Consider the following 15,574-nt stretch of genomic DNA (forward strand, 5'->3'; position numbering starts at 1 on the left):
ATTAATGTTTAAAATGTCTAGTACCTGTAAAGACCATGGCAATATTATACTGATTAGCCATTTCGATTGAAGCTTGGTCTTTAATACTGCCACCCGGCTGAATAACCGCTTTTATTTTTTGTTCTCCAGCATATTGAACGCTATCAGCCATTGGGAAAAAAGCATCACTTGCTAAAACGATGTCTTCTGCTCTTTCTGCCTGTTCAATGGCTAGTTTTACCGAACAAATTCGATTCATCTGTCCTGCACCAATGCCTAATGTTTGCTTCGTATTGCCAACGACAATTGCATTACTTTTTACATGCTTAACTACTTTCCAGTTGAATTGTAATGCATACCATTCTTCCTTGGTCGGTTGTCGATTAGTGACAACTTGCCACTGATCGATAGTATCAATTAATTGATCCCTCTCTTGAATAAGAAGTCCACCTAAAACGGATACAATCTCTTTTTCTTTTTTTATCGTTTTTTGAAAATTAATCGTTAACAAACGAAGATTTTTTTCTTGCTTAATAGTTGATAGGCCTCTTCTGAGAATGCAGGTGCAATAATAATTTCTAAAAACAATTGATGCATTTTTTTAGCTAATTCAATTTCAATAGGTCGATTACAAGCAACAATGCCACCAAAAATTGACACTGGATCTGCTTCATAAGCATAATCATAAGCTTCCTGAATGGTGTCTCCAATGCCAATACCACATGGATTCATGTGTTTAATCACAGCCACTGTTGGTTCATCGAATTCTTGTAGTACTCGCAAGGCAGCATCTGCATCTTTAATATTATTATAGGATAATTTTTTCCCATGTAGTTGTTTAGCATGAGCAATTGAATAAGGTACTGGTAAACTGGATTGATAAAAGTTTGCGCTTTGATGATTATTTTCACCGTAACGTAAATTTTCTTTTAGTTCATAAGAAAGAAGTGGACTAGCATTTTCTTTCATGTCAAATTGCTCTGTTAAATAGGTAGCGATTAAGGTATCATAAGTAGCTGTATGCTGGAAGGCTTTTGCCGCTAATTGTTGTCTAGTAGTCAGCTTGGTTTGACCCGCCTCTTTTATTTCTTCCAAAATTTTAGGATAATCTGATGGGTCGACAATAACTGTGACGTCTTGATAATTTTTTGCTGCGCTTCGTAGCATACTTGGACCACCAATATCAATATTTTCAATGGCTTCTGCCAAGTCTGCTTGTTTTAAAATAGTTTCCTTGAAAGGATAAAGATTGACACAAACAAAATCGATGGGATGAATCTGGTAGTCATCTAACGAAGCGAGATGTTCTGGAAGATCTCTTCGCGCTAACAGAGCACCATGGATCTTAGGATGTAAGGTTTTTAAACGACCATATAATATTTCAGGAAAATTTGTAACTTCTTCAATCGCTATGGTTTGTATTTTTGCTGCATCTAATTGTTTCTTTGTTCCTCCTGTTGCAATGATTTCAATTCCTTGATAGCTTAATTCCTTGGCAAATGGAATAATAGCTTCTTTATTCGAAACACTTATTAACGCTCGCTTTTTTCGCATCTTTTGTTTTTTTCCTTTCTGCCTTTGTGAATATATCAGCCAAAACTTTTGGGTATAATTGATGCTCTAATTGATGAATCTTTTTCTCTAAACTTTCTAAAGTATCCTCTTTTGAAATAGGCATTATTTCTTGAGCAATAATTGTCCCAGTATCCATTCCTTGATCAACATAATGAATAGTGATTCCTGTTTGAGCAACACCCGCTTGATAGGCCTCTTCAATGGCGTGCATTCCCTTAAAATTTGGTAATAATGATGGATGAATATTAATAATTCTTTCTGTATAGTATTTTAAAAGGGTTGTGCCAATTAAACGCATATATCCAGCTAAAATGATCCATTCTACCTGATGTTTTTTTAATAATTTTAATAGTTCCATTTCATATTCTTCCTTAGTAGTAAATGATTTTTGAGAAAAACAATAAGCAAGAATTGACTGTTTCAGTGCTCTTTTTATCACAAAAGCTTGAGGTTGATCACAAAATAAAAATTCGATAGAAATAGGTAGCTTTTTTTCTTTTATCACGTCTAAAATTGCTTGAAAATTACTCCCATTTCCAGAAGCAAATATAGCTATTTTCATTTAGTTGCTCCTTGAATAAGAATTGACTGCTGCTTTTTATTTTTAATAACCACTTCTCCAATTAGATAATTCGGTTCATGTAACATTTTTAATAATGATTGAACTTCGGTTAAATCATTTGGTTAAATAGCAAATACCATACCAATTCCCATGTTAAAAATTTCATAGCACTCTTTTTCTGAAAGTGAACCAACTTGCTTTAAACATTGAAAAATAGGCAGTAAAGGCCAACTTTGTGTGTGGATGACTGCCATGACTTCCTTTGGCAGCATTCTAGGAATATTTTCAATGAATCCACCACCAGTAATATGTGCAGCTCCCTTTATTAATTCTTTTTGAATTAATGGCATTAACGCTTTTACATAGATTTTTGTAGGTGTCAGCAATATTTTTTCCAACGATTGATCGGTATATTCTGATAAAGACTGGTGCAAGGAAAACTGCTGTGAGTTTACTATTTTGCGGACAAGTGAATATCCATTTGAGTGAATACCTGTTGATGGTAATCCGATAAGAAGATCACCGGATTTTATGTTTTCGCCTGTAATTAATTGTTTTTTCTCAGCAATTCCTACAGCAAAACCAGCTAGATCATAATCATTTTCACTGTACATTCCTGGCATTTCTGCTGTTTCTCCACCAATTAATGCCATTTCAGATTGCAAGCAGCCTTCAGCAATTCCTGAAACAATTTTTTCAATTTTGGCTGGATTATTTTTTCCAATTGCAATGTAATCCAAAAAATATAGCGGTTTTGCTCCTTGCACCAAGATATCATTTACACACATGGCTACGCAATCAATGCCAATGGTCTGGTGTTGATTCATCTGATTTGCTATCATTAATTTAGTACCCACACAATCAGTTCCAGAAACTAAAACAGGTTCTTTGAAGTTATATTGACTTAAATCAAAACATCCACCAAATTCTCCTAACGTTTGGAGAATATTAGGTTGCTTTGTTTTTTCCATATATTTTTTGATTCGATCGACAGCTTCATATCCTGCATGGACATCTACACCTGCCTCTGTATAAGCATTTTTCATTTTACTTTTCCTTTCAGCTATTCTTAATTTCATTATAAAGAAATAGAAAGAGCAGTTAAAAATTCATTTTCATAATCATAAAGTGGCGTTGGATAATCCCCATTAAAGTAAGCCATACATAGTCCATTATAAGGTTCATTTTTATAAGGAAGATCAATTGCCTGAATTAAGCCTGTTTCACTGAGAAAAGCTAATGAATCAGCATTAATCAACTGACGGATTTCCTCAACCGAATGGTTGGAAGCAATTAATTCTTCTTTAGTTTGAATATCAATACCATAAAAACAGAGATATTTTATTGGTGGTGAAGCAATTCGAACATGGACTTCCTTGGCACCCGCTTCTTTTAAAAGACGAACAATTCGGCGACTTGTCGTTCCTCTAACAATTGAATCGTCTACAATAATAACTCTTTTTTCACTAACAACACTACAAACTGCTGACAGTTTCATTTTGACACCTTGTTCTCTTAATTTTTGGGTAGGTTGGATAAAGGTACGAGCAATATATTGATTTTTAACTAGACCTAATTCATAAGGAATTCCGCTTGTTTCAGCATACCCACTAGCAGCCGATAATGACGAATTTGGAACACCAATGACCATGTCAGCTTCTACTGGTGCTTCAATCGCTAAACGTCTACCCGTATTTTTTCTAGCGGTATGAACATTTACACCAGCAATGGTTGAGTCAGGACGTGCAAAATAGATAAACTCCATTGAACAGATTGAATGCTTGGTATTTTTTGTAAAAAAATCGGAATAGCAACCATTATCATCAATGATAATAATTTCTCCGGGTTGAACGTCTCGAACAAAGGTAGCTCCTACTCCTTCTAAGGCACAAGTTTCACTAGAAATAATATAGGCACCATTTTTCATTTGTCCGACTACTAAAGGACGAAAGGCATTGGCATCTAAGGCGGCAATCATATTCTTTTCTGTAATCATTAGATAAGCAAAACCACCTTTGACTTGATTTAAACTCGCTTTCAAGCGTTCAATAAAGGTTGGCTGTTTATTCTTTCTAATGAGATGCATTAATATTTCAGTATCTGAAGTGGATTGAAAAATAGTTCCAGAACGCTCTAACTGCTTTTTCAATGTAGTTGCATTTGTCAGATTACCATTATGAGCTAGACCAAATGAACCATCACAAAAGTTAAATAAAAAGGGTTGAATATTTTCAATGGTTCTATTTCCAGCAGTTGCATAGCGAACATGCCCGATAGCACTTGTTCCTGTTAGTTTTTTTAATGCATCCTCTTCTTTAAATACATCAGCAAGCAATCCAAGATCACGATGTCCCAATAATTTTCCTTGATCATTTGAAATAATGCCAGCGCCTTCCTGTCCACGATGTTGTAGACAATGCAAACCGAAGTAAACGATTTGACTGGCTTGTTCATGACCCCATATACCAAATATCCCACATTCTTCGTTTAAACTTCTTACTTCAGCAGACATGGTAAGGCATCCTCCCAGCTTTTTTTAGCAATCTGAAGATCTAAACAGATTTGATGATCAACTGTATTAAGTACTAAATTCTTTGTTTGAGTAACTGAACCAATACATATACCATGCTCTTTTATCAATTGTTCAAATACTTGTTGTTTTTCAGGTGAGATAGAGAGGATAAAACGAGATTGTGTTTCAGAAAATAGCCAGCTAGAAGGAAAATCAAGAGTCACATTAATGCCTAAGTCATTTTCAAAACAGGCTTCAGCTAAAGCCACTCCAACACCTCCCTCTGAACAATCATGCGCACTAACAACCATCCCAGCTTGAATAGCCGCTAAAACTAATTCTTGATGCTGTTTTTCGGTAGCTAAATCAAAATCCATCAATCTTCCTTCGGCTATTTGATTTAATTGCATTTTTTGCAATTCACTTCCATTAAAATCTGGTTTCGTCTCACCAATTAAATAAATAAGATCATCAGCCTTCTTGAAAAATTGTGTAGTAACATCTGCCATTTTTTCAACTTGTCCTACCATACCAATAATTGAAGTCGGATAAATTGCCTGCTCATTTGTTTCGTTATATAAAGAAACATTACCGGATACAGCTGGAATACCTAATTGATTACAAGCTTTAGCAATGCCAGCTACAGATTCATTTAATTCCCAAAGAACCTCTTCTTTCTCTGGTGAACCATAATTTAAACAATCTGTAATTGCCAATGGTCGTCCCCCACTTGCAACAATATTTCGAGCGGCTTCTGCTACAGCTATTTGCCCACCAATTTTAGGATTCAAATAAAGATAACGACTATTACAATCGGTCGTCAAAGCTAATGCCTTTTCTGTGCCACGAATCCGCAAAACAGCTGCATCACTACCTGGTAGGATGACTGTATTTGTTAAGACTTGTGAATCATACGTTTCATAAACACAGCGTTTTGAAGCAATTGTTGGTTGTTGAAGTAAATGAAGCAGTGTGGTTGCTGGGTCTTTTATCATAGGTTGAAAGTCTTTTCCTAAAGAAAAATGTTGTATTCGATCAAACTTAATGTGTGTTTTATGATGGATCGGTGGCTGGGTCAGTGCAGTTACTGGAACATTAGCAACTTCCTTCCCTTGATGATTGATTCGATAACGTCGGTCATCTGTTACTATGCCAATTGCTACAGCATCAAGATTGTATTTTTTGAATATATTTTCAACCTTTTGTTCATGCCCTTTTTTAATACAAAGTAACATGCGTTCTTGGGATTCTGATAACATCATCTCGTAAGGTGTCATGCCATCTTCTCTTTGAGGAAGATGGTCTAAGTGAATCAGCATGCCCATATCAGCTTTATCTGCCATTTCACTACTTGATGAGATTAAACCAGCTGCACTCATATCTTGTATGCCAATTAAACTATCCGCATGTTTTGAAGTTAATTCTAAGCAGGCATCTAGCAAAAGTTTTTCCATAAATGGATCGCCCACTTGAACAGCTGAACGCTGTTGATTTTCTTCTTGAACAAATTCTTCAGAAGCAAAGGTGGCTCCATGGATACCATCACGTCCAGTCTTGGCACCAACATACATAATAATATTACCAACTCCTTTTGCTTGACCCGTTTGAATATCTTTATGATGAATTAATCCCACACACATGGCATTAACTAATGGATTATCTTCATAGCAAGTATCAAATGCAATTTCGCCTCCAACCGTAGGAATGCCAACACAATTTCCATAATTGCTAATTCCTGAAACAATTTCCGTCATTAAATATTTTGTCTTTGAATGATCTAATTCACCAAATCGTAAAGAATCCAATAAAGCAATGGGTTTAGCTTCCATACTAAAAATATCACGAATAATCCCACCAACGCCTGTTGCAGCTCCTTCAAAAGGTTCAATTGCAGACGGATGATTATGGCTCTCTATTTTAAATACTACTGCCAAATTATCACCAATATCTACAATACCTGCTCCCTCGCCAGACCCTTGTAATACACGTTGTCCACTTGTCGGTAATTGTTTTAAAATAGATTTGGAATGCCTATATGAGCAGTGCTCGCTCCACATCACCGAAAAAAGTCCAAGTTCAGTGTAATTTGGTAATCGATTGAGAATTTGATCACAAATTATTTTATACTCTATTTCTGTTAATCCTAAATTTAAATATATTTTTTGCTCTTTAATTTTCATTGGTGTTGGTTCTTTTTCAACCATTAACATAGATTCATCACTGCCTTTTGATGAGATTGAATAAGCGAATAAAATAACTTACAGCCATCCTTAGAACCAAGACACATTTCCATCGCTCTTTCTGGATGAGGCATCATACCTAAAACGTTTCCGTATTTATTTGTTATTCCTGCAATATTTCCAAGACTACCATTAGGATTTTCTCCCTCATAGGAAAAAACAATTTGATTATTTTCATGCAATTGTTCTAGTGTCAATGGATCACAATAATAATTTCCTTCGCCATGGGCAATCGGTAAATGAATGATTTCATTTTTTTGGTAGTTTTTAGTAAATATTGTTTGATTATTTTCTATCTTGATTGATGAAACTTTACAAACAAACTGCAATGAATTATTTTTAATCAAAACTCCTGGTAATAGCCCAATCTCTGTCAATATTTGAAATCCGTTACAAATACCAATAACAGGCTTTCCTTCATTTGCAAAACGAACAACTTTAGTCATAACTGATGAAAAATGAGCAATAGCACCACAACGTAGATAATCGCCGTAAGAAAATCCTCCAGGTAACAATACTGCATAAAAATCAGCTAAACAATGTGTATCATGATGAACAAAGGCTGCCTCTTGCCCTAAAACATTTTTAATCGCCCAAAATAGATCTTCATTACAATTAGAACCAGGAAATACAATGATAGCAAATCGCATTAGTAGACTTCCTCCATTATTTTGTATTGATAGGTTTCTATCTGAATGTTTGCTAATAATCGATCACAAATTTCTTCAATCACCGTTTCAATTGGTTGATTATCTTCCTCAATTGTTAACTCAAAATATTTTCCTATACGCACTTCCTTGACTGTTTCGTAGTCCATACGATACAGTGCATTTTTCACAGCTTCTCCTTGTGGATCAAATACAGATGGTTTATAGGTAACATAGATTTCGACCTGTTTTGCCATAAATTTTTTCTCCTTTATTGATAAATTTTCTGTAAACGCTGTAAAACTTGTTGATAAACAGGAAGGACATTGCCCTTATCTTTACGATAAAGATCCTTATCCAAACGTTCATTTGTTTGTTTATCCAATAGACGACAAGTATCTGGTGAAATTTCGTCCGCTAAAAGAATCTTGCCATCCTTATCTCTTCCGAATTCTAATTTAAAATCAATCAGCCGAATAGATAACTGATCAAAAAGTTTAAGCAGTAGTTGATTGATAGTTAAAGCCATTTGCTTGATCTGATTTATTTCATTTTTTTGTTGCAATATTAAGTAATTGAATATGATTGTCATTAATCATAGAATCTCCTAATTTATCTTTTTTATAATAAAATTCTAAAACTGGGAAAGTGAGTTCACTTCCTTCTTCTATGCCTAAACGTTCTGATAGACTTCCAGCTGCATAATTTCGCACAACGACCTCTAATAAAATGATTTCTACTTTTTTCACCAATTGTTCCTGCCTATTGATTTGTTTAATAAAATGATTAGGTACTTCAAATTGATTTAAATAATTAAAAATTAATGAAGATATTTGATTGTTTAATTGTCCTTTTCCGATCATTTTATCTTTTTTCAATCCATTCAATGCAGTGATTTGATCTAAATAAACCACTCTCAATATATCCGTATCGTTCGTATAATATATCTTTTTAGCTTTTCCAATATAGATTAATTCATTTTTTTTTATTTAAATCGCCTCTATTATGTACATTTTTTATTAAAAATAATATATAATTCGTGTTTATCTATTTACAGTTTAGCAATTTTTATTTTATCAGTCAACAAAAAAGTTAATTATATTTATTGATATACACAATAAAGTTCGTGTTTTATCAAATAATTCATACAGTTGTCTCTTTTTTAAAATGTATAAATATTTACAAATATTACAGTACATGGTATTCTATTAGTGTATATTTATTGAAATTTATTTAGGAGGAACAAATAAATGCATCTTGATTATCTCACCGACGCTAAAAATTTTTTAGCTGGTTTAACAAAAGATGAACAAGCTGTACTTTACAACGACCTACTCGCCTTACAAGAAGTTCATCAAACAAATGAGCATCGTTGTTATTATACATTGAGGAATGTGAAAGGGATTGCAAAAAAATATTCAAAACGACGTACGCGTTCTTTTTCTTATCAAAATGCCCATAGTGATGAATTATTAATCTATCAAACACACGAACAGCATTTCTTAAAGAATACTTACCATATTCAAATATTTTTCAATAAGCAGAAATATCCTTACGATTTCATTGTTCAACTATTAGTTTTACTAAAACAAACAATTACAGAATCTATGGTTTCTTATCCATCACCAACCTCAATATAAAAAATACTGTAAAATTCTTCCATGCGAATTTTACAGTATTTTTTTATTTATTTATAATCCAACACGTTTAAAGATTTTATCTACATTTTTTAAGTGATACTGATAATCAAAGGCGTCATCGATCGCTTCTTTTGATAAAATTGCCGTGATTTTCTCATCTTCTTGAAGAAGTGATTTAAAGTCAGTTTGATGATCCCAAGCATAAGCTGTCTTTGGTTGAACTAAATCATAAGCTTCTTCTCTTGATAGACCCTTATCAATCAGTTTTAACAATACACGCTGACTATAAATCAAGCCAAATGTGGCTTCCATGTTTCTTTTCATATTCTCAGGAAAGACAGTTAAATTTTCTACAATTGTACCGAAACGTTGCAACATATAATCAAGTAAAATGGTTGTGTCAGGAATAATAATTCGCTCAGCCGATGAATGTGAAATATCACGTTCATGCCATAAAGCAACATTTTCGTAGGCCGTTACCATATGTCCGCGAATAACACGTGCCAATCCAGCCATATTTTCAGAACCGATAGGATTTCTTTTATGAGGCATAGCAGAAGAACCTTTTTGGCCTTTAGCAAAAAACTCTTCTACTTCTCTTGTTTCTGATTTTTGCAATCCACGAATTTCTGTAGCAAATTTTTCAATACTCATGGCAACCAATGCCATTGAAGCAAAGTATTCGGCGTGTAAATCCCTTGGCAGAACTTGTGTAGAAATTTCTTGAGGTCGAATTCCCAGTTGATTACATATATATTCCTCAACAAACAAAGGAATATTAGCAAAAGTACCCACAGCTCCACTAATTTTACCAGCTTCAACACCCTTAGCAGCATGTTCAAAACGTTCAATATTTCGATTCATTTCTGAATACCACATAGCAAGTTTTAATCCAAAGGTAGTCGGTTCTGCATGAACACCATGGGTTCTTCCCATCATCACTGTATATTTATATTTTTCAGCCTTTTCACCAATAATTGCGGTTAGTCGTTTTAAATCTTCACGTAAGATGTCATTTGCTTGTTTTAATAGATAACCATATGCTGTATCTACAACATCTGTACTTGTCAATCCATAATGAATCCATTTGCGCTCTTCCCCTAAGCTTTCAGAAACTGCTCGGGTAAATGCGACTACATCATGATGGGTTATTTGCTCAATTTCTGAAATTCTTTCACTAGTAAATGAAGCATTTTTTCGAATTTTTTTAACATCTTCTTTGGATATCTCTCCCAACTCTGCCCATGCCTCATTCGCCAAAATTTCTACTTCAAGCCAAGCTTTATAACGATTGGTATCTGTCCAAATATTTCCCATTTCTGCTCTTGTATAGCGATCAATCATTTAAAAACTCCTTTAATTCCAAATAGTTGTATTAGAAATCTCTTCTAAGGTGGTTTCAATGGAATCTGTTAATATGGTAATATGTCCCATTTTTCTCTTTGGTTTTGTTTCTTTTTTGCCATAGTAATGGAATTGCCATTGAGGTTTTTCTTTAATCAGATTTAGTGTACCATAAATTTCATCACCCAAAATATTTACCATAACTGCCTTAGAAAGAAGATCAACTTTTGGCATTGCCCAAGAACATATGCCACGTACATGGGTGTCAAACTGACTAAAAGAACAAGCCTCAATCGTATAATGACCTGAATTATGTGGACGTGGTGCTAATTCATTAACATAAATTCCGCCACTTTTCATTAAAAACATCTCGATAGCCAAAGTGCCTGCTAAGTTTACTGCTTCTGCAATGACCCTAGCAATGCGCTCTGCTTCTTCAATCACCTCATCTGCAATCCTAGCAGGAGCAATTGTTTCGTATAAAATATTATTTTTATGAATATTTTCAACGACTGGGAAGGTTGTATAATTTTTCTGTCCATCACCAGATATTAAAATTGAAATTTCTTTTTCATAGGGAATCAAAGCTTCTAACACACAAGCCCCCTGCCTTAACAATTCCATTGCTGGCACAAGATCGCTAGGATTGTGTAAAATATACTGACCATGACCGTCATATCCGCCATGTGTTGTTTTCAATATACAAGGATAACCAATACCATCAATCGCATCCTGAATATCTGTTGGACTAACAATCGTAGCATAAGGAGCAATAATAATATTATTATCTTCTAAAAATGATTTTTCGAGTAAACGATCTTGTGTAATGGCTAGTAGGTCGGTTCCTTGAGGAATACTTACTAAATCCTCAATTTCAGTGAGTGCTTCCACGCTGACATTTTCAAATTCATAGGTCACAATTTGTGTATATTGTGCCAGTTCTTTTAATGCATCAATATCATTGTAATCTGCTAATAATTGCCAATCAGCTACCTGTGAGGCTGGGCAATCTGCTGCTGGATCTAAAACTCCTACATAAAAACCTAATTTTTTTGCACTTAAGGCAATCATCTTACCAAGTTGACCGCCACCGACAATTCCAATTACCTGACCAGGTAACAGTGGTTTATTCAAGATTATCACTACTTTCCATTACAGTTTCTCTAAGAAGTTGACGTTCATCAATTAACTTCTTAGCTAATTTTACATCATTTATAGAAAGTATTTCAACTGCTAGCAATCCAGCATTTAAAGCACCAGACTTACCAATGGCAGTAGTAGCTACGGGAACACCGCCAGGCATTTGAACAATGGATAGTAATGAATCTATACCATTTAAACTTTCCGATTGAATAGGCACACCGATAACCGGCAATGTTGTCTTAGCTGCCACCATTCCAGGCAGGTGTGCTGCCCCACCAGCTCCAGCAACAATGACTTTTATACCTTGTTCTTGTGCTTTTTCTGCAAATTCAAACATTTCATCTGGCATTCTATGAGCAGAAATGACTTGTTTCTCATAAGAAACTGCAAATTTTTCTAAGACTTCACATGTATATTTCATAGTTTCCCAATCAGAAGTACTTCCCATAATAACAGAAACAACTGGCAACATTTTCATTTCCTTTCTTTTCCATTTCTTTCATTCTATCAAGTAAAGAAAATACTGTCAAAACAAAATTCGAATAATAATAAATCATATAAGATAATCGTTCGTATTATTTTAAAAGGATACAAGCAGTTTTTCTATAAATAAACGTATTACTACATAGCAAGGCTCTCTCTATTAAATAATAAATTCATTGTAAAAACAATGGTAATTCCAATATTTAAATAAAAGTATAACTGTTTAAAAATGATGAAAACTTTATAAAAATTCTTTTATAAAGTTTTCATCAAAATAATTTTATTTTATTTTTTATTAATTGTTCTTTCATTGTAGTCAGATTTTAAAGATAAAGGTATTTATTTAATGAAATTTTTAAAATTATTTATCATTAGTTTTCAAATTCAGCTTAGTTTATATTTTTACTCACTGGTAATTCTTGATTGTTTTCATTGTTAATCCCATTGAATAATAAATTAAGACAAACAGCTAAAATACTACTGACCACAATACCATTGCCGGCAAACATTCTAACTGTTTCAGGTAAATGATTAAACAATGCAGGAGTAATATTAAATCCTAATCCACAACCAATTGAAATAGCAATAATTAATAAATTTTTATCATTTTCATAATTGATTTTTGATAACATTTTCATTCCCTGAACAGCTACCATCCCAAACATCACTAACATTCCGCCTCCAAGTACAGATTCAGGAATAATTTGTGCAATAGCACCTACCTTTGGTAGTAACCCTAATAAAATTAGGAAGAAAGCTGAAAAATAAATTGGTTTTCTTGTTTTAATTCCTGAAAGTTGAACTAAACCTACATTTTGTGAGAATCCTGTATAAGGAAATGTATTAAATATTCCACCTAAAATAACAGCTAATCCTTCAGCACGATATCCTTTTTTTAATTCTGTTTCACTAATGGTTTTTCCTGTTAAATCACCCAATGCAAAATAGACACCAGTTGATTCAATCATACTAATAATAGAAATAACGATCATTAATACAGTATACCAGAGATCAAATGTTGGATGTCCAAAGTAGAACGGTTGAGGAAAATGAAACCAACTTGCTTGTGAAACCGGTGAAATATCCACTTTACCAAGAAGCCAAGCCAAGATGGTTCCACCAAGTAATCCAATTAAAACGCCGATGGAACGCATAAATCCTCTTCCAAAAATTTGAATACAAATAATCAATGCCACTGTCACAAAAGCCAAAAATAGGTAAATCGGATCACCAAAATTTTTAGCACCTAAAGAAGTACCTCCAATTTTTTCTATTGCCGCCGGAATTAGGGTTAATCCAATCACTGTAATCACAATGCCAGTCACCAAAGGAGGAAAAAGTTTTTTTATTTTTGAGAAGAAACCAGAGATCAATACTACAAAGATTCCAGAAATAATAATTGACCCATAAACTGCCCCAATTCCCTTTTCATGACCAATCATTCCCAAGGGTGCAACAGCCTGAATGGCACAGCCCAGTATAACTGGCAGTCCAATACCAAAAAAACGATTTATCGTTAATTGTAATAAGGTAGCAACGCCACACATAAAAATATCAATCGAAATTAAATAAGTCATTTGCTTCGGACTAAAATTTAATTCTGTACCAATTAATAGCGGAACAGCTACAGCACCAGCATACATGGCTAGTAAATGCTGTAATCCCAAGATAGCTGCTTTGCCGTTTTTAATTTTTGGTGTCTGCTCAGCTTTTTCCATTTACTATGCGTCTCCCTTTAAAAATTCAATTTTATCATCTTTCAATGAAGCAATTCTAGCTAATGAAACAACTTGAATTCCTAGTTCTTCTAACGATTTACGTCCTTGTTGAAAAGACTTTTCAATAACAATTCCTACTCCCTGAACAGATGCACCAGCCTGATAGCAGAGTTCAATTAATCCCTTTGCCGCCTGCCCATTCGCCAAAAAATCATCAATAATCACTACGTTGTCTTGCTTAGTTAAGAATTTTTTAGAAATAGCAATCTGACTTGTTACTTGCTTAGTGAATGAATAAACAGATGCAGTTAATAATTCTTCATCCATGGTTAAACTTTTTGCCTTTCTTGCAAATATCATTGGGACCTTTAGCTGTTGTGCTGTATATAAAGCGGGTGCCACTCCAGAAGTTTCTAAGGTAACTACCTTTGTTATATTTTTATTCATAAAAACTTCTGCAAAGCGATTTCCAATCGCTTGCATTAGCATTGGATCTACCTGATGTGTGATAAAACTGTCTACCTTTAGTACACCATCACTCGCTATTTTTCCATCTTTTTCGATTCGTTTCATCAATTCTTCCATCAATTTTCTCCTTTTCCTAATTATATAAATCATTCACTAGTTTTTTACATATTTTGTAAAATTCTCAAAATAAAAAACTCTTTTTCGCATAAGCAAAAAAGAGTTCGTTAAAGACACTTCTTTACTTATAGACCAACATTTCCGGTGCTGGGTAGAAACGGTCAACCTTATTATGACCATATATAAGTACATTTGTTTTTCTTTACTCTAGTATAAAAAACAGAAACTTTCAATAAAAACTTTATCTCTATTAAAAATTCATTAGTCATTTAGAATAAAGATAGTATTAGTGATTCAATTAATTAGTTGGTTCATTTTAATTCTTTTTTATCAATCTATGTTTCTTTACAACGAATCATTTATCATTGTTTTTATGTATCCAGCTAAGAAGAGAAAGGTCATTTGTTTCATTGATGATCATATTTATCTAAATGGTAAGTTTCAACTACATTAATTATTTTTTCAGCATAATCTGGATCTGTAGCATATCCTGATTTTTGAAGTGCATATGCCGCTTCTTTATAATTTTTAGCTAATAAAACATGCTTATAAAGTCGAGGATTCCAACTAACACCATTTACAAATAGATGAACATGATCATTCATTGATTCTTCCCAACTCTTATATACTCGAAAGTCTCCTTGGATAGTGATCCAAACATCATTCACATACTCTTGGGTTTCTAAAGTTACCTTTTTTTGTTCACCATAAGCTTTGATTCCAAATAGATTATTATAATTCATGGCTAATTCACTTTGTCCAAAATTGGATTCTAAAATTGCCTGTCCAATGATAATACTAGGCAAAACACCATACGACAATTGTATTTCTTTTGCATGTGGACTGATTTTGTTAACAAATTCAGCTTTAGTAATTTTTACTTGTTGGGCAGATGTATCATTTTTTTTCTCATTCATTCCAGATAACATAGTAATCGAAAAAATAAAAATACCAACCATAAATACACCAATAAATAGTAATAACAAAGGAAATTTAGCTTTATTCGATTTTCTTTTTGTATATTTTCTAGCAGTCATAAATTACCTACTTTGTGGCAATATATTATGAATATTTCAAAATATATCACTAATACTAATTCATCTAATTTGATGATTATAACAATATTTTAATGGATAGACAACCCTT

General features: G+C 33.5%; 12 protein-coding genes, 3 pseudogenes and 1 riboswitch. Of the genes and pseudogenes, 1 reads left to right on the forward strand and 14 read right to left on the reverse strand.

Going from position 1 to position 15,574, the window contains the following annotated elements:
• Position 1: 1 nt before the first annotated feature.
• The 8 genes and pseudogenes from purH to purC form a co-directional block, all read right to left on the reverse strand.
• A pseudogene (purH, locus tag MPTP_RS06100) lies at positions 2-1,533 on the reverse strand (bifunctional phosphoribosylaminoimidazolecarboxamide formyltransferase/IMP cyclohydrolase).
• Entirely contained in the window at positions 1,496-2,116 is a 621-nt protein-coding gene (purN, locus tag MPTP_RS06105; protein WP_013774217.1) for a phosphoribosylglycinamide formyltransferase, read from the reverse strand. The pseudogene purH and the gene purN overlap by 38 nt, the downstream one beginning before the upstream one ends.
• Positions 2,113-3,162, reverse strand: a pseudogene (purM, locus tag MPTP_RS06110) (phosphoribosylformylglycinamidine cyclo-ligase). Before purM ends, purN begins: the two are co-directional and overlap by 4 nt.
• 32 nt (positions 3,163-3,194) lie before the next feature.
• Positions 3,195-4,628 (reverse strand): amidophosphoribosyltransferase, encoded by a 1,434-nt coding sequence (purF, locus tag MPTP_RS06115; protein ID WP_013774219.1) that lies wholly within the window; start codon positions 4,626-4,628, stop codon positions 3,195-3,197.
• Entirely contained in the window at positions 4,613-6,838 is a 2,226-nt protein-coding gene (gene purL, locus MPTP_RS06120; RefSeq protein WP_013774220.1) for a phosphoribosylformylglycinamidine synthase subunit PurL, read from the reverse strand. Before purL ends, purF begins: the two co-directional genes overlap by 16 nt.
• Positions 6,832-7,518: a phosphoribosylformylglycinamidine synthase subunit PurQ gene (gene purQ, locus MPTP_RS06125; RefSeq protein WP_013774221.1), complete on the reverse strand. Its 687-nt coding sequence runs from the start codon at positions 7,516-7,518 to the stop codon at positions 6,832-6,834. Before purQ ends, purL begins: the two co-directional genes overlap by 7 nt.
• The gene (purS, locus tag MPTP_RS06130) at positions 7,518-7,772 is read right to left on the reverse strand and encodes a phosphoribosylformylglycinamidine synthase subunit PurS (RefSeq protein WP_013774222.1); all 255 of its coding nucleotides are present in this window, start codon (positions 7,770-7,772) and stop codon (positions 7,518-7,520) included. The genes purQ and purS overlap by 1 nt, the downstream gene beginning before the upstream one ends.
• A 14-nt stretch (positions 7,773-7,786) precedes the next feature.
• Positions 7,787-8,504, reverse strand: a pseudogene (gene purC, locus MPTP_RS06135) (phosphoribosylaminoimidazolesuccinocarboxamide synthase).
• 261 nt (positions 8,505-8,765) lie between these two features.
• Between purC and MPTP_RS06140 the strand changes: the two are divergent.
• Positions 8,766-9,155: a hypothetical protein gene (locus MPTP_RS06140; RefSeq protein WP_013774225.1), complete on the forward strand. Its 390-nt coding sequence runs from the start codon at positions 8,766-8,768 to the stop codon at positions 9,153-9,155.
• A gap of 51 nt (positions 9,156-9,206) precedes the next feature.
• Here the strand turns inward: MPTP_RS06140 and purB are convergent, their stop codons facing one another.
• The 6 genes from purB to MPTP_RS06170 form a co-directional block, all read right to left on the reverse strand.
• The gene (gene purB / locus MPTP_RS06145; protein ID WP_013774226.1) at positions 9,207-10,499 is read right to left on the reverse strand and encodes an adenylosuccinate lyase; all 1,293 of its coding nucleotides are present in this window, start codon (positions 10,497-10,499) and stop codon (positions 9,207-9,209) included.
• 12 nt (positions 10,500-10,511) lie between these two features.
• Entirely contained in the window at positions 10,512-11,633 is a 1,122-nt protein-coding gene (gene purK / locus MPTP_RS06150) for a 5-(carboxyamino)imidazole ribonucleotide synthase (protein ID WP_013774227.1), read from the reverse strand.
• Positions 11,626-12,114, reverse strand: coding sequence for a 5-(carboxyamino)imidazole ribonucleotide mutase (purE, locus tag MPTP_RS06155; RefSeq protein WP_013774228.1), 489 nt, complete (start codon positions 12,112-12,114; stop codon positions 11,626-11,628). Before purE ends, purK begins: the two co-directional genes overlap by 8 nt.
• A 400-nt stretch (positions 12,115-12,514) precedes the next feature.
• Entirely contained in the window at positions 12,515-13,843 is a 1,329-nt protein-coding gene (locus MPTP_RS06160) for a nucleobase:cation symporter-2 family protein (protein WP_013774229.1), read from the reverse strand.
• A gap of 3 nt (positions 13,844-13,846) precedes the next feature.
• Positions 13,847-14,428: a xanthine phosphoribosyltransferase gene (locus tag MPTP_RS06165; RefSeq protein WP_013774230.1), complete on the reverse strand. Its 582-nt coding sequence runs from the start codon at positions 14,426-14,428 to the stop codon at positions 13,847-13,849.
• A 108-nt stretch (positions 14,429-14,536) separates the two neighbouring features.
• A riboswitch (purine riboswitch) is annotated at positions 14,537-14,634 on the reverse strand.
• Positions 14,635-14,835: 201 nt separating this feature from the next.
• On the reverse strand, positions 14,836-15,465 hold the full coding sequence (locus MPTP_RS06170) for a glycoside hydrolase family 73 protein (RefSeq protein WP_013774231.1): 630 nt from the start codon (positions 15,463-15,465) through the stop codon (positions 14,836-14,838).
• Between the last annotated feature and the right edge of the window lie 109 nt (positions 15,466-15,574).

Origin of the sequence: Melissococcus plutonius ATCC 35311 (assembly GCF_000270185.1) — a bacterium.
Lineage (GTDB): Bacteria > Bacillota > Bacilli > Lactobacillales > Enterococcaceae > Melissococcus > Melissococcus plutonius.

What these genes read in the sequence shown, in the direction of transcription:
- purN (WP_013774217.1), bottom strand. Translation starts at nt 2,116, where the DNA reads ATGAAAATAGCTATATTTGCTTCTGGAAATGGGAGTAATTTTCAAGCA.
- purF (WP_013774219.1), bottom strand. Translation starts at nt 4,628, where the DNA reads ATGTCTGCTGAAGTAAGAAGTTTAAACGAAGAATGTGGGATATTTGGT.
- purL (WP_013774220.1), bottom strand. Translation starts at nt 6,838, where the DNA reads ATGTTAATGGTTGAAAAAGAACCAACACCAATGAAAATTAAAGAGCAA.
- purQ (WP_013774221.1), bottom strand. Translation starts at nt 7,518, where the DNA reads ATGCGATTTGCTATCATTGTATTTCCTGGTTCTAATTGTAATGAAGAT.
- purS (WP_013774222.1), bottom strand. Translation starts at nt 7,772, where the DNA reads ATGGCAAAACAGGTCGAAATCTATGTTACCTATAAACCATCTGTATTT.
- MPTP_RS06140 (WP_013774225.1), top strand. Translation starts at nt 8,766, where the DNA reads ATGCATCTTGATTATCTCACCGACGCTAAAAATTTTTTAGCTGGTTTA.
- purB (WP_013774226.1), bottom strand. Translation starts at nt 10,499, where the DNA reads ATGATTGATCGCTATACAAGAGCAGAAATGGGAAATATTTGGACAGAT.
- purE (WP_013774228.1), bottom strand. Translation starts at nt 12,114, where the DNA reads ATGTTGCCAGTTGTTTCTGTTATTATGGGAAGTACTTCTGATTGGGAA.
- MPTP_RS06160 (WP_013774229.1), bottom strand. Translation starts at nt 13,843, where the DNA reads ATGGAAAAAGCTGAGCAGACACCAAAAATTAAAAACGGCAAAGCAGCT.
- MPTP_RS06165 (WP_013774230.1), bottom strand. Translation starts at nt 14,428, where the DNA reads ATGGAAGAATTGATGAAACGAATCGAAAAAGATGGAAAAATAGCGAGT.
- MPTP_RS06170 (WP_013774231.1), bottom strand. Translation starts at nt 15,465, where the DNA reads ATGACTGCTAGAAAATATACAAAAAGAAAATCGAATAAAGCTAAATTT.